This is a genomic window from Paenibacillus sp. H1-7 (assembly GCF_022354825.1).
GTDB lineage: Bacteria > Bacillota > Bacilli > Paenibacillales > NBRC-103111 > Paenibacillus_S.
This window is the reverse complement of the sequence record NZ_CP031168.1, coordinates 34,346-49,587: the sequence shown is the minus strand read 5'-3', so window position 1 is coordinate 49,587 and position 15,242 is coordinate 34,346. Positions and strand designations below refer to the sequence as shown.

General features: G+C 45.1%; 13 protein-coding genes. 1 reads left to right on the top strand and 12 read right to left on the bottom strand.

What is annotated here, in order from left to right; genetic code table 11:
* Window positions 1–217 precede the first annotated feature (217 nt).
* The 8 genes from DVH26_RS00260 to DVH26_RS00225 all read right to left on the bottom strand — a co-directional run bounded on the left by DVH26_RS00260 (window position 218) and on the right by DVH26_RS00225 (window position 9,903).
* On the bottom strand, window positions 218–1,276 hold the full coding sequence (locus tag DVH26_RS00260; RefSeq protein ID WP_239630612.1) for a hypothetical protein: 1,059 nt from the start codon (window positions 1,274–1,276) through the stop codon (window positions 218–220).
* 17 nt (window positions 1,277–1,293) lie between these two features.
* Window positions 1,294–3,006, bottom strand: a complete 1,713-nt coding sequence (locus DVH26_RS00255) for an AAA family ATPase (RefSeq protein ID WP_239630611.1) — start codon at window positions 3,004–3,006, stop codon at window positions 1,294–1,296.
* A complete protein-coding gene (locus tag DVH26_RS00250; protein ID WP_239630610.1) occupies window positions 3,003–4,907 on the bottom strand; it encodes an HsdM family class I SAM-dependent methyltransferase in 1,905 nt (634 codons plus the stop codon). Before DVH26_RS00250 ends, DVH26_RS00255 begins: the two co-directional genes overlap by 4 nt.
* Before the next feature lie 6 nt (window positions 4,908–4,913).
* Window positions 4,914–6,092 (bottom strand): restriction endonuclease subunit S, encoded by a 1,179-nt coding sequence (locus DVH26_RS00245; RefSeq protein WP_239630609.1) that lies wholly within the window; start codon window positions 6,090–6,092, stop codon window positions 4,914–4,916.
* 10 nt (window positions 6,093–6,102) lie between these two features.
* Window positions 6,103–7,569 carry a class I SAM-dependent DNA methyltransferase gene (locus tag DVH26_RS00240; RefSeq protein WP_239630608.1) on the bottom strand — a complete coding sequence of 489 codons (1,467 nt, stop codon included), beginning with the start codon at window positions 7,567–7,569 and terminating at the stop codon, window positions 6,103–6,105.
* 200 nt (window positions 7,570–7,769) lie between these two features.
* Window positions 7,770–8,249 carry a 23S rRNA (pseudouridine(1915)-N(3))-methyltransferase RlmH gene (rlmH, locus tag DVH26_RS00235; protein ID WP_239630607.1) on the bottom strand — a complete coding sequence of 160 codons (480 nt, stop codon included), beginning with the start codon at window positions 8,247–8,249 and terminating at the stop codon, window positions 7,770–7,772.
* Between the two features lie 214 nt (window positions 8,250–8,463).
* Complete coding sequence (locus tag DVH26_RS00230; RefSeq protein ID WP_239630606.1) at window positions 8,464–8,631, bottom strand: CxxH/CxxC protein; 168 nt, start codon at window positions 8,629–8,631, stop codon at window positions 8,464–8,466.
* A 36-nt stretch (window positions 8,632–8,667) separates the two neighbouring features.
* On the bottom strand, window positions 8,668–9,903 hold the full coding sequence (locus DVH26_RS00225) for a S1C family serine protease (RefSeq protein WP_239630605.1): 1,236 nt from the start codon (window positions 9,901–9,903) through the stop codon (window positions 8,668–8,670).
* A gap of 142 nt (window positions 9,904–10,045) precedes the next feature.
* On the opposite strand from DVH26_RS00225, the gene DVH26_RS00220 reads away from it, so the two are divergent.
* The gene (locus DVH26_RS00220) at window positions 10,046–10,285 is read left to right on the top strand and encodes a hypothetical protein (protein ID WP_239630604.1); all 240 of its coding nucleotides are present in this window, start codon (window positions 10,046–10,048) and stop codon (window positions 10,283–10,285) included.
* Here the strand turns inward: DVH26_RS00220 and DVH26_RS00215 are convergent.
* The 4 genes from DVH26_RS00215 to walK all read right to left on the bottom strand — a co-directional run bounded on the left by DVH26_RS00215 (window position 10,251) and on the right by walK (window position 15,208).
* Entirely contained in the window at window positions 10,251–11,057 is an 807-nt protein-coding gene (locus DVH26_RS00215; protein WP_239630603.1) for an MBL fold metallo-hydrolase, read from the bottom strand. The genes DVH26_RS00220 and DVH26_RS00215 overlap by 35 nt on opposite strands.
* Before the next feature lie 40 nt (window positions 11,058–11,097).
* Window positions 11,098–11,835: a two-component system regulatory protein YycI gene (gene yycI, locus DVH26_RS00210; RefSeq protein ID WP_239630602.1), complete on the bottom strand. Its 738-nt coding sequence runs from the start codon at window positions 11,833–11,835 to the stop codon at window positions 11,098–11,100.
* A 335-nt stretch (window positions 11,836–12,170) separates the two neighbouring features.
* A complete protein-coding gene (locus DVH26_RS00205; protein ID WP_239630601.1) occupies window positions 12,171–13,457 on the bottom strand; it encodes a YycH family regulatory protein in 1,287 nt (428 codons plus the stop codon).
* A complete protein-coding gene (gene walK, locus DVH26_RS00200; RefSeq protein WP_481857632.1) occupies window positions 13,454–15,208 on the bottom strand; it encodes a cell wall metabolism sensor histidine kinase WalK in 1,755 nt (584 codons plus the stop codon). The genes DVH26_RS00205 and walK overlap by 4 nt, the downstream gene beginning before the upstream one ends.
* Between the last annotated feature and the right edge of the window lie 34 nt (window positions 15,209–15,242).

Sequence of the window (15,242 nt, the reverse complement as noted above, 5' to 3'; positions counted from 1 at the left end):
ATCCCTAGACCTTCCTTATCCGTTCGGCCTGTTCAGTTATACTGCCCATTTCCTTGTTTTCAGGTTCTGAGGTGTTCCACCTGCTCACGTCCCAAGTTCGGAACCAGCCTAGAGGAGGTGAGATAAGGTATTTCTCCCTCTTTATGATACGGTTCAGCGTATCATCTGCTAAGCGAAAATATTTGTTGTTATCAATAATGATTAGAGTGGGTCTTAGTTAATTAAATGATAATAGCAGTTTATTAATATAGACTGTCCGAAGCCATTTTACAAATTCCATCTCTAAAAATGCGTCGGAGTTATCGGTAATATGTGGTTTACATACGTCTTCACGGTAACACAAGGCTTTTTCTATATTTTCTTTTGTTAGATCACCTTTGGTATATTTCATAATAGAAGTTTTGATTAACCCAAATCTTAATGTAATTCGCTCCGACCATCTATCTTCTAATTTATATAAAATATTCATTCGTTTGATCCGCTCAATATTAATTACGTCACCTTCCAGAATCGGGGTAATTGTAACATGAAATAGTCCCATTCCAAATTCGAAATTTAGTTTGATATGACCAAGTGCAGTTTGATAATAAGGTAAATAAATGTTTGTTATGTTCGCCATATTATGGTCTTCAATAGGATCCGTAGATCCGTGTACCTGAGGAGAATTGCATTCACTACATATTGGAATTAAATTATTGGGGCTAAATGCTAATGCTGCGTATTTTGACTTTGGAAAATAATGCTCGTTCTCAGCTAATAGCAATCCACTAAGTATACCAATGCTACCAAGGCAGGTAGGACAAACATGGCTATTGTGGTGGTTAATCGATCTATATTGATCCAAATAAGTCTTTCTGTCTAAGCGAGCAGTTTGCTGTCCTTTAAGATTCCTAAATGAACCATCACAAAATATTGAGGTGAAAAAGGGCTCAATAAAGTCTCTCAATACATTAAATAATGGTTGTGGTAAAGAAACAGATTTAAATCGATAATTTATATCCCATCTTTTTTTGTGGAAAGCATAATCGTGTTTAAAAGTGTCGCGAATTAATCCTATTTCGTCTGAATTAAGCTGAAATAGAGATTCTAGCCCCTTCCTCACGATTCCAGTATAGCGCAAATACCACTGAGCTTCTCCACCAAAATACTGTCTAAAGAGTGCTTCATCAAATGGTCGTCCTGCATGTTTTTCAGCATAATTCAGAACACGTATAATGAAATTTGCGACAACATAAAAATCTCTGCTGCAAGCTGGTTGTTTCATTTCAAGCAACATTTTTTATTCTCCCGGCATTAATCATTTTGATGTTCCATATCGTAAATCCGATCTCGAATTGCAAACTGAAAAAGCCCGGGACCAACTTTTTTTTCCAGCTCCCTCAGCTCCTCAACCGTTTGTGCCTTTTCAATAAGATGTTGTAGTTTTCGACTAGAAAAGTTACCAACAAACCCCTCTGTTCCAAAAATCCTTTTTGATATTTCATCTCTATTTGCACCAAAGGGTGACATTGTATTTGATTTAATGTACGGTGCCTTGTTATCGTATCTTACAAAATGATAAAGTTGATTTGGGTCGGCGTCTGTCAGCACAAGCGTCGAGTGAGTAGCGATAATAAACTCTTGTGTATTGTTATCAGGAGTGTAGGTCAATTCATGAAGCAAACGAACAAAATCAATATTCCAAGATTCATTTAAATGTACATCAGGCTCATCAAACAAAAATAGAGAATCTCTTTCATATCGTGACAACAAACTGAGCCCCATGCGAGCCAACCAAAAATATTCACCATCACTTAACGCTGCCTCAGACAGTAGAGGGCCGTTATCGTCGACTTTAAATGCAATATGTGCTGACTGTATTAATCCTTCTCTCTTTGCGTATAGAAGCATACCAAGGAAATCTATTGGTTCCCTATCCGAATCTAAGGCGAAACAATGATAACAAAATCCTCCTTTTTTTTCTGTCTCCATAAAGTGAAACATCGCTTTTCGATCATATTTATCTGTGCCCTCACGCAGATCTTCTAAATTTTGTTCGGGCTTTAAAGTACGAGTTACCAGATTGTTCAGCGATTTCAAGTAGTGCTCTTCCGCCTCTTCTTCTGTTAGCATACATTCCAAGAATAGTCTTTCCAATCCAGTTAAGTACTGGGGGGTATCCTTGTGCAATTTCTTTAGTCTATCTAGACGGTCTTCATCTGCGATAAGAGAAAAAGAGATGGGAGTAAATGAACCTATTACATTAAATAGCTTATTTCTTAAATCGTTGTATTTTTTTTGAGGTTCTATGGTTGTTGTCATCGCACAGATTGTAATAAGAACCATCTTCGCTGTGTCTCCATCTACATATAAGAAAGGAGCTTCGTTTTTCAATTTTTTCAAATTTGTTTCTATCATCGAAATTTGACTTGCTCTTTGATTATATTCTTTCGTCTTATTGTCAATACCATCTCTAATATCGTACAAGTCGCTTTTGAGTGAGTCTTGAGGCGATTTCATCAAAACATCTCCCAACACACTAGTTGGCCCAGATGCTTGGGCAATAATTCGTTTCGGATGATATTTTGTCCAATAGGTACTGAATGGCTTCTCCTTAAGAGGTAAACGTTCTAAGGTTCCATTCAAGGATTTGACTGTCACCATGATCTTGGATAAGCAATCAACGTACGTTTTTTCGGGCTCTGTCTCTTCTCCCATAGTCATTGTATTTAAACCTTTACAATGCTCCAAATATAAGTCAAAATTATTACATATACTTACCTCTGTCTCAACATTTTCAACTGTTATTGTATAGACGATTTCGAAAGCAAACCCAGGACTTTCGTCGTGAATTACCCTCGTCAAGATAAGCCCTAATGCTTCAAGTAGCGCAGATTTTCCAGACCCATTTCGACCTATAAAAAAACGATATGCAGCGGGATTTATTAATGAATCAATCTCACGGAATTCATATCTAAAGTCTTCCAAATGCTTATATTTACCAACATATATTGATTTTAATCTCATTTTTCCCCTCCACTTTTTGAGCTCCTAACATCATCAGGAACTCTCCAGCGATCGATATAAGTTTCACCCTCAGAGTCTAAAATATTTCGAATTTTTTCTTGCTCTGATACTCTAGGATACATCAGTAGCACCCGCTCTCTCTCCAGTAATCCGAAATTTTCCAACATGTTAATTGTTAGAGTTCCTTCCTGTACACTGAACTTCACTTCGTCATCTTCAGAAGATAGATCTTCTCTAAGATGTTTTACTGCTTCATGGCAAGCTAATGGTCTGTTCGCACGATAATATATAGTTAGTAACTTTTGCTGTGCGATTGAAAGCCCTTGAAACAGGTGTTGTGCTTTTAGAGGGATATCCACCGGGCCTTCAGATTCGTTCTCAGCTAAGGATGCCTTTGGCAAGAGCTCAGGTTTATTTGTTTGTGTAAGAATCGTGGGGGCTACCTCCATTTTTCTTCGCATCGGTTGCTCTTTTAGTAGCCCTTTAAGTATTTTCAAATCGTCTAATACTGAATTATGTAAATCTTGAAGCTCTATGAGAATCTCTTCGGGGTCCAAGATCTGACTCTCTTTAAGTATTTCCCGCCGATATTTCCCTACCGAAAGATCATAATTGGCCGTTTTAACGTAATCTATCTCTACAAAGAAGTGCGAGTTGTGATCCCAGCCGAGAGGATACATGAATTTATTCGGGAATGTTCCTGATGCATTACGTAGTTCCTTCCACTTTTTCCAATCATCATCCCTAGATTTCCATCTTTCTAATACTTCCTTATATATATTAGGTTTCGAAGCTTCATCTTCTGTAATATCAAAAAACCAAACCTTCTCGGTTATAGTATCACTTTTTGATTCCGAAATTTTTGATATAAAAAGAATAGACGTTTTAACCAAAGTAAAAGGTTTAAACATGCCTTGGGGTAGAGAAATAATACCTTCTACTATGAAATTCTCAACGATTCTTCGACGTAGTTCACTTCTGTTACCAAACAATGCTCCTTCCGGAAGAATAATAGCCATACGTGACTGATCAGAATCGCGCAAAAGCGAGAGTGATAGTTCTAAAAAAAGTTGATCACTTGTTCTAGAGTCTGAATCTTGAATGTGATCAGAAAGTTTTTCAGTATAACGAATCGAGAATGGTGGATTAACAAATACTACATCATAATCTTTAGATATCAACGTTGAACTTTTAACAGAAAGTGAGTCAATATTTTGTATTTGAAATTGTCCTGTATGATGAAACAACAAATTAAATAATGCAATTCGTGCCATTAACGTGTCGTAATCATAACCATGTAAAGCCCCCAGTAACTTTCCTTCTTGTACCGCACTCTTTTGATGAGCCCATGCTGACAATAAGAAACCACCTGTGCCACAAGCAGGGTCTATAATCCGTTCACCGGGCCGAGGATCTATTATGTTGACTATTAATTCTATAACTGAATGTGGTGTTACATATTGCCCGCCTTGACCCATAACCGTAACTGTACTTAACAAATATTCGAATGCATCACCGACATCTGTAACAGTAGTAAAATCATCGAAAATTTGATCGACTAGCCGAACAGCTCTGGTTACAATGCGTGGATTCGTAACCGTAAATTGAGTCTCCAACATGAAATCCACGCTCAGTTGCTGAGAATGTCTACTGCTGAGATTCTTCACACAACTCGAGACTCTGGTCTTAACTTCAGCAAATCCCTCTTCATTACTTGAATGTTCGTCATCTAGCTTATTATCCTTTATATATGCACGAAGTGATGGCCACATCTCATCATACATTCGTAGGAAAAACAAAAAGGAAATATGTTCAATGACAACATAACTACTATTTACACCTCCTGATCTAAAAAGGTCAACCACATTATCAATCATTGCTTTCATTTTGGCGGATATCAATCAGTATCATCCTTTCGTTAAAAAGAACTCACGGGCCGTTTCCTCATAGAGTTTGTTGGCAATGATAAGAGAATTAGTGATACTCAATTCAATCTTTTCCAAATGTGACACGATATGAACATACTTCTGTTGTTCTACTAAAGGTGGTATCTTTAGTTCTATTTCACGGATAATTCCAATATTAAGGCCGCTCATAATGGCACCACGATCCTTTTGTTGAATCTGCTGATGTACTTCAGGATGATGATTAAAAGCGCTTGCTATATATTGAGGTTCAACTTTTCTACGATCAACCGTCAATGTAGCCAAATGCTTGGTTGTAATCGCAACAGGTATTTCAGCCGGAACTACAGCAGCACATCCAACCGTCCCCATAATAGTGATGATTACATCATCGGGATAAACGGTATATCTCTTAAGTTGTTCGTATTTCTCCATACTAATGAACCTTCGTTCTTTACCCCAACTGAACTTACGTTTTACCGCATTGTCTATACCAAATACAGCTACTTCTCCTTCCTCTTGAATTTCTGAACGTAGTAATTGGCTTCCAAATGGACCTGAACGAACCGGAGCTTCTACTAAATCTTTTATTTTTTGCGAATCCCACTTCTCATATTCAGATGCACTGGGTCCAACTAATTCGTAAAAAATCGCTTCGTAAAGCTCCCTAAATAACTCATTCTTTCTTCTTTCTTTTGTTTTAATCCCCTCAATCTTCTCTAATACAGAAACAACATGTATTTGACCCTCCATAGAGGGGAGAGGGATTTCAAGTTGAAGCAACCGCATTTTATCAAGATGAGGTATTGCAGCTCCTATTGTATTGTTATTTAAGTAGTCAAACTTCACTTTAAGGAAATGGTAAAGATAGAGGTAGTTCACTCGTTTTTTATCTAAAACTTCAAGCTTGGTGATGGTGGATCCCACATACCCTACTAAGTTTGTCCCAACCAGACCTGCATTAGCTCCATCCGAAACAATGAGAATGTCATCCGAGTTGCAAAGGATTCCTCGATCATCCGACGCATATTCAGTGGGCTCACCTCCCCTTAAGCACTCTATATTTAAAACAGGGTACCTGCTTTCTTCCCTCGTTAACACCTTCTTATTAACTTTTCTCCCTTTACGTATTGATATAAGTTGTCCGACACCAACTGCACATACCTCGGTTTGGAAATCCACAATTTCACCCCTACTTTTTATCGGTATTAAGAAGAGCTTCCAGTTCCGCCAATTCTGATCTGAAGTTTTTATCCAATAATTTCAGCTCATCAATAATCTTAAGTGAGTCGATCTTCTGCACTTCTTTATGAACAATGGTCATGTACTGCTTAATGCTCAAATTATAATCTTGGTCGCGAATTTCGCTTACTGGAACAAGGAAGGATTGATCTGATCGTTTATTTTCCACTTCCTTATTTAACTGGTGGAATCTATTGATAATATCCGGTAAATTATTTTCTTCATGTCTCGATAAGTTTAGCTGCTTTCTTTTATCATCTAGGGAAAAGCCATCTGCTCTCATATCATAGAACCAGACATGCTCCGTTCCTCCAATATTTGTCTTTGTAAAGATCATTATTGCTGTTGAAACCCCTGCATAAGGCTTAAATACTCCTGAAGGCATTGATATTATTGCCTCTAGCTTATGCTGTTCAACGATACATTTTCTAACATTCTGATTTGCTTTGGACGACCCAAATAAGACACCGTCCGGTACAATAACAGCACAGCGACCACCTTTTTTCAGCAAACGTAAAATCAACATTAAAAACAGAAGTTCCGTCTTCTTTGTCTTGACAAAATTCATTAAACTATCAGAGATGCTAGCCTCATCAATATATCCTTTAAAGGGAGGATTAGCCAAAACAATTGTACATAACTCTTCTGCATTGTTCTCATTCGATATACTATTCAATTGCAATAACTCTGGGTTTTCGATTCCGTGGAGAAACATATTCATTGCTCCAACTCTAAGCATAGTCTCATCTGTATCGAAACCAATATAACGAACAGTTTTTAAGTTACCTCTTTTACGACTAGCAATATACTGCATTGCCTCTACCAAAAAGCCAGCGGAACCGACCGCAGGATCAACTACAGTGTCACCTAGATCTGGCTTGATGAGTTCTACCATTAATTTAACAATATGACGAGGTGTTCTAAATTGACCATTTGTTCCTGAAGTTTGTAATTTTGATAACAAATACTCATATAAATCACCTAGCATATCCTTATTTTGAGGTGGTATATCTTCCATTAAAACATTTATTCCTTCTATGATGCGCCGTAATAAAGTTTCATTCGGTATAACCAGAACTGCATTTCTAAAAAACGTTCCAAGATTAGTGGTTTTAACATTCAGAGTCCTTATAAACGGAAACACCTCTTCTTTGACAACGTTGTACATCTCTATTGGAGTAAACTTGATAAAAACGGACCATCTCAGGTGGTAATTTTCTTTTTCAAAAATAGGCTTTAATAATTTCTTTTTTTGTTTTTTCGCTTTGTACTCTAATTTATTTTGTAGGCTGTCGAGTTCTCTAATAAACAAAAGATATGAAAATTGCTCTATTACTGTTAACGGATTAGTTACTCCCCCGGTCCAAAAAATTTCCCAAATACGATCAACTTTGCTCTTAATATCTCCAGTAATCATACTATTCACTCCACATCTATAAGAACAAATGTACTCAATCTTATATTACATCATTATTACCATTTAGTAGAGTATTAATCTAAATGAAATGTAATGGTAACTCATTGCTGAACCTACGCCTAATTGAACTATACGTTTAAATCAATTACTTGCTCTCTGGGCTCCCAGCAAAGTTTGAGCAAGACCCAAATTTTTCACCGTCACTTATGATACGGTTCCTTCCTAATAATCTTAAACGCCCGATAAATCTGCTCCACCAGCACCAGCCGCATCAACTGGTGCGGCAAAGTCATGCGCCCGAACGACAGCTTCAGTTCGGCGCGCTCCAGCACCGCGGGGGCCAGCCCTAGCGAGCCCCCGATCACAAACGCCACGTGGCTGCGCCCGTACGTGGCGAGGCCTTCTACATGCCGCGCGAGCTCCTCGCTCGATAGCGGCTTGCCGTCAAGGGCGAGCGCCACCACGTAGGCGTCGCCCTTGATTTGCGCGAGGATACGTTCGCCCTCGCGCTGCCGCACCTGCGCCTCCTCCGCGGCGCTCATGGCCTCCGGTGCCTTCTCGTCAGGCACCTCGCTGATCTGCACCTTGGCATAGGGCCCAAGGCGCTTCACATACTCTGCGATCCCCTGCACCAGATACGATTCCTTCAACTTGCCTACCGCTACTATCTGTATTTGCATGAAATGCTACCATCCTTTTCATCTAATCTATCAAGCTATGGTTCTTATCCTGTGTGGGAGCCAATTAGGCTAACTACCCAGCGGACACGTGCCTACCATCACAGCACGATCCACCAAGTCCCCCCTATCCCCATAACCCTGCTCCAGCCATCATCTCAGCCAACAAAAAAAGAAGGCCGCGCCCCTACCTGCGCGCGCAGCCCTCTTTTCCAACTTACACAACCAAAAACCGCGCCTTTTCCATGCAGCGCTCGCAATGGGCGGGCGGCTCCCAAGCCGGGAAGCGTGTCTCCTCCAAATCGACGATATCCGGCGCATCCTCGTATTCGTCGACGAATTGATCGATTGCCAGCTCCAAATGCTCCTTGCAAACTACATACATATCGAGACCCCACTCTGCTCTACGCTCTAAAATAGGTTACCTATCCGGCAGCTCGCCCATCGTCAGGGCGGCGGTAGCCTTTTTCCCTGCGCGATAATAAGTAACGTTGATTTTGTCGCCTATATTTTTCTGCGAATAAATGTACTTCCTCAGCTCCAGTGTACTGTCCACCGGCTTGCTGTCCAGCTCCACAATGACATCGTTCGTCTTAAGTCCTGCATCCTTGGCAGGCCCCGTAGCTTCAATAACTATAATACCAGTTTTCACACCGGAAGGCAGCTTTAATACTTCCGTCCCTTTAAAAGATTGCAAATTTTGCGTCACGACACCCAAATAAGGCCGTTTGATCTTCTTATCTTTAATCAACGTATCAATGATCGGCTTGGCGGCGTTGATCGGGATAGCGAAGCCGAGCCCTTCCACGCCCGTATCAGCCACTTTCAAAGTGTTGATACCGACGACTTTGCCTTCCAAATTGACCAGCGCACCGCCGCTGTTGCCCTGGTTAATGGCCGCATCCGTCTGGATCACGTCCATCTCCCAATCGTACTCGCCCTGCTGCCCGAGAGAAACCGGAATCGTCCGTTTCGGCCAGCTGATAATGCCCTTGGTTATCGTCGGCGCATAGCCCAGTCCCAACGGGTTGCCTATGGCGATAGCCGTTTCTCCGGCCTTCAGCACGTCGGAGTTGCCGAACTCCGCCACCTGCTTCACGCCGCTTCCGTCAATCTCCAGAACGGCAAGATCGGTCATCTGATCGCGTCCCAGCAGTGTTGCCTGCTTGCGCTCTCCCGACGCGGTGACGACGTCCAGTTGGCTGAAGCCTTCCACAACGTGATTGTTCGTTACGATACGCACTTTATCGCCCGCTTTTTGGAACATGACGCCCGAGCCTAAGCCTACCGCTCCGCGGATCACTTCTTTGTCCGTCTCCTTGTTCGAAGCGATAATGCTGATGACCGTAGGGCCGATCTTTTCCGCCGCGAGCACCGCCGAATCGCTGGCAGCCTGCTGACCGTCCGGACCATTGCCCGGAGAGAGGCTCCCTGAGCCTGTAGAAGAAACCGCTACCGCCGCCGAATCAACGGAACCGTTCCCTCCTCCAAACAGAAGCACGAGCACGAGCATAACAGCCGCACCGCCCAGTGCCGGCAGCAGCCAGGGGTACTTTTGCAAACCATGGATTTTCCAGCTCTTCTCTCCGGTTGACGGAGACCATCCATCCCACCGGGACACCTTCGTGGAATAAAAATCATCATCGAACAGACTCATCGCTTCCCGCTCCCTCCTCTGCACACTTTGCAGAGCCGCCTCTAGCATTCTTCAAAACTTTTAAAAAGAAAAAGGAATGTTTTCATAACCGAAAGACTAGAATAAGAGTATAACCCCGTTCCCGGAAAGGATGCCGAAGCCTATGAATCGGATTACCAACCATTTGGAGCAAGTAGATTTCATCGCCAAGCTGGCCGACCTCAAAAACGCCCATTACCAAAACGCCCTGTTAGTAAGTGCTCTGATCGAAGTGCTGGTGGAAAAAGGCATTATTACCGCCCGAGACATAGCCGCCATGTCGGCCCATCTGGACGCCGCCTATACACCCGAACCCGTATCGGAGGAGTCTACTCGTCCTCTTCCAACCGATCCCACTCTGTAGCGCGATCATAATATGTATCCATCAGACGAGCCCGATGGTCGTCAGGCTGCAGCCGGTCTTCTACCATATTATTCACGGTCAGCCTGGCCAAATCCATCAGATTATGATCGCGGCTCAAGTGAGCCAAGTACACCCGCTTCGTCTTCGGCGTCATGACATCGACCAGGCCGCTTCCCGCCGCTTCGTTCGATAAGTGCCCGAGATCGCTCAAAATACGTCGTTTGATGTTCCAAGGATATTTACCCATTCGAAGCATCTCGATATCATGATTGGACTCCAATACGAGCACGTCGCTGTCCTGAATTTTCTCCTTCACCTTGGAGCTCATATAGCCGAGATCGGTTGCGAGACTGAGCTTCTGATCCTCATGGTAAAAGCAGTACCCCACCGGCTCCGCCGCATCATGGGAAATACCGTAAGACTCCACCTGGAGCGATCCGAAATTGCGCACCTCACCGGTTTCCATAACGCACCGCTTGTCATCGGCGATCTCTCCGATATGCCGGTTCAGCTCTTCCCATGTCTTCTCATTGGCATACACCGGCAAATCGTACTTACGCGCGACTGCGCCTAATCCCTTGATATGGTCGGCATGCTCGTGGGTTACGAGAATCGCATCGAGATCTGCTGCGCTCATATCTTTTTCCTTCAAAAGCTGATCTATCTTTTTGGCGCTGAGACCGGCGTCGATCAATACTTTGCCGTCCTCCGTCGCCACTACCATCGCGTTCCCCGTGGAACCACTCGATAATACGCTAAAACGAATTCCCATAGCTCAAACTCCTATCTTCAAAAACCTGCATCACTGCCTGCTACTTCTTGTTTCTTTGCGGCGGATCGACCGCCCCGTTCAACGCGTGCACGTAATAAATATCTCCGTTGCATACAACCCGCCAGTAAGGAACGAGAAACATCGTCTGCGAATCGAATGTTTGCCCGTGATACCCGAGCTTAATGCTGCTGATGACCGTTCCGGACGGGAGATAATTATCTATTAGACTGCGAAGTACCGTGTAGGAGGAAATGACTTTCTGTTCCTTCTGCTCGTTCTCCGACTTCACTTCTGCATAGCTTTGCTTGTAGGAAGTGATCAATCCGTTCTGCTCCTTTAATTCGAGCCTTACCTCGAACATCGGAAACGACCCGAACATCTCATGAAACATATACGTCCCATTGGCGCTAAGCACCGGATCGTACTGGTATTTATCCATATTCGGTATTGCCGCCCGGGCGGCCGCATCTCTCGGTGCCCCTTTGCTCAGCAGCGGACTGTATTTAAAAGGCGTTTCCAGCGTAATCTCCTTATCTGACGTCAGCTTCTCATCGAATTGGACTACGATCTCCTTAAGCCTTGGCACTTCGGTCGGCAGCTCCGCCGATATTTGTATGTTTTTGCTCTTGATCAGCCTCTGTAATTCTTCCGCTGCGCTCGCTGTACTGGCGTCGAACTCGAGCAGATCGGATCGGGTCGTCCACAGCTGGTAGCCGAGCACCAGATTCAGCAGAAAAAAGGATAAGATTAATATCGTTTTGGCCCGGCTCCAATCCATGGACTTCACCTCCTGTGGGCTTCTTCGTAAGCATGTACTGATCTTTTCTGTATCCGCGCGCTTTCCCTACCAGGAAAGCCAGCCCCTTACTCCTCCACCAGGCTTTTTATAGGAAAGCCTACTGTCGTAAAATTTCTCTGAAAATTTGCGCTTAAGCAGGTGGTGTATCTCCCGGAGGAGCGCTAGCGTCCGCCTTTGAAACCCGTGAAGCTACCATTACATCTAATCAGCAAGTTCACGGGTTTCAACAGCGGCCGGAGGGAGATATATCACCGAATGAGAGGTAGAAAATTTCCTGCACTTTAGGGTTCCAGGCTTTCCTTCAGAAAGCCCCTCTACTCCAAAAATTCGTAAGTCCCATCCCTAAGCTCCACAACCCAAGACGGGTCCAGACGCATCCGGTCTTCCCCCACCCCTACAGTCGGGCGATAGCCGGGAAATACCGAAATGACGGCGCTCTTCTTCGCGTACTGATTCAGCTTCGCGTCCAGCGCATCACCGAAGAGCATCGCGACTTCTTTACTGGTTGCGCTTTGCGGCTCCGGAATAATCATCGACCGCTCATAGCTCGATACGACACCTTTTTGCAGCACCATCTTGATGAAACCGATGTTGTCGTTGCGCTGGTTGATGATGGGAAGCGAGCCGTAATATTGCCGGAAAATGAACGCCTGATTAACGGGCAGCAGCCGCTGGGGCACCTTCTGCACTGTATACTGGCCGTTCCAGCCGCCATGCTGATTAACGAACTGCACAGCCGACAGCAGATTTTCCTCCACATCAATCTTCGCGTCCACTGACGCCACCGGGTCGGAATAAATGAGCCAGCGCTCGTCGTTCTTCAGCTGAAGTCCTCTTTTGGCATCGGTATAAATCTCCGTACCGTCGCGCTCGGATAGATTCCGGGTAATGGCCGGATCGACGAAAAAGCTTCGCTTCAATTGATCCACCGTAAATTGCGAAAATCCGAACGAATAGCCGGGAAAGGAAACCGGCTTGGTAGGCAAGTAATAGTCGCCTTCGACCGCTTTATATGGCACCGTTCCTTCTATCGCCATGAGCCGCTCGATATCTTTGGCCGAAATGTCCGCCTTCTGCACCTCATACACCGTGCTGGCCGTATCGGTGAACAGAATAGTGCGAACCTCGTCCTTGGCCTCTCTGGCAATTATCCAGATGCGTGTAATCGTATCGTTGTCCAGCGGGAGGTCGCCCTTCATCTGCATGACCCGATGCAGCACACTTATGGGAATGCCGTCGCGAAACACCACTTCAATACCCTGCTGCTTGCCGCGAACCTCTTCCACGTTCATATTCAGGGCGGAGACCGTCGTTTTGCGGAAGCCCGACAACGTTCTCTGCTTCACGCTATCCAGCACCTGATTGTAAGGAGCCGTATTCGGGTACAGCACCGTATGAACCTGATTGCCCATATGAAGGACCACTTGGTCGGGGAACAGCAAATCCTCCAGCTTGGCCTGCGTGCCGATTGGATCGGTCTTCACATAATCCTGCTGCTCCAACGGATCGAACTTCGGCGAGCTGTAGGAAAGAAAATAGCTTTGCATCAAACTAACCGCAACCAGCATCACCAACAGACCGGTTTTCACCTTTTCAATCATCCTGCAGCCTCCTCCATCGTATATGGAAGCGTGAAGGTTACCTTCGTTCCTTGGCCAAATTCCGACTCCAATCCTATAGTTCCGCCATGAGCCCGCACTATTTCCCGGGCAATCGACAAACCTAGCCCTGTCCCGCCCATGTTGCGGGATCGAGCTTTGTCGACGCGATAGAACCTTTCGAAGATGCGGCTCAAATCCTTCTTCGGAATGCCGATTCCGGTATCCTGCACCGAAACCTCCAGCTGCTTCATGTCAAGACGCCGCGCCATCAACGTAATATGACCTCCATCAGGCGTGTACTTGATCGCGTTGGACACCAGATTGTCCAGCACCTGGTCGATTCGGTCGCGGTCCAGCATAATTTCCGCCACTTCAGGGTCAACCTTCACTTCAATCGCGATTTCCCGCTGCTCCAGCTGGAACGCGAACCGGTCCGCGACTTCCTCCAGCATTTCTGCTACGTCCGTGATCTCTCTGCCTATGATAGCCTGCTTCGAATCAAGCCGGGACAATTGCAGCAAATCGGTAACAAGCCGGATCATCCGCTCCGTCTCGTTGCGGGTCACGTTAACGAATTTGCCGGCGAGCTGAGGCTCCTCCAGCGCTCCGTCTTCCAGCGCCTCCAGATAGCTCTTGATCGTGGTCAGAGGCGTCCGGAGCTCATGCGACACGTTGGCCACGAACTCTCTGCGGGCTTCCTCCAGCTTCTCTTGATCCGTCACATCCTGCAGCATCGCAATCGTACTGGCAGAGCCCTTTTCCTTACTGTAAACGGTTGTAAAGGTCACTCTGACCGACAGATGCTCCTCTTCCCCTTCATGATAAAACTGCAGCATCATCATCGGATCGTCGCCCGATTGCAGCTCCTTCATCGTTTCACGTGTGATGCCCAGCACCTCGGGAAGCGTCCGCCCGACGATGTCGTCCTCGGTCAGCTCCAATATTTGCTTCGCCCGGCGGTTGACTACAATAACACGTCCGTCATCGTCGGTTGCGATCAGGCCGTCATTCATATTCGACAAGATCGAGGCGAGCTTCTCCTTCTCTTCCTCATTCAATGACAAAGCATCCCGCAAGCGCTCCATCATAAAATTAAACGTCTGCCCCAGCTGTCCGATCTCGTCCTTCCCGAAGACAGCGACCTTTTCGTTAAAACGCCCTTCGGCAACCGCCGTCGCCTGCCGCGTAATCGCCTTGATCGGGCTCGTTATCGTAGCCGACAGCACGACGCCGAGACCGGCCGTCAAGCCGAGAGCGATCATCGTTCCCGTAATCAGAAACTGGTTGATCCTGTTCATCGTGCTGTACAGCTCTTCCATCGAAGCGATAATGTAAATCGCACCGTTCACCTTAACGCCGGATCCGACCGGCTTCGTAATAATCATTTTGCGGACGCCGTCAAAGTCGGTGAACATCCGCTGGTTATCTTTAATCCCCTGCAGAGCGCGGTTGACTTCCGTCTGCGTATTTTTTTGCCCGATAATCGCCTGGTGGCTTGCCATCGAAGTCGTCAGGACAAAGCCGTTGGCGTCTATCACCTGAATTTCGGCGCTGCTGTTGGCGAACAGCTTGTTCACGACATCATTCATCTCGGCATACGTTTTCTTCGTATCCCCCAGCTTCGTTTCCTCATTTAAGTACTTTTCCACCCATTGGGTGAGCAGCTCCGCCTGAATGTTATGCGATTCGATGAAATCGTTCTTGAAGTAGCTCTCCAGCGTCCGGACGAAGTAGACTCCGATCAGCTGCATGGCGATTAGAATCAGCAGCACATAAATGATAATG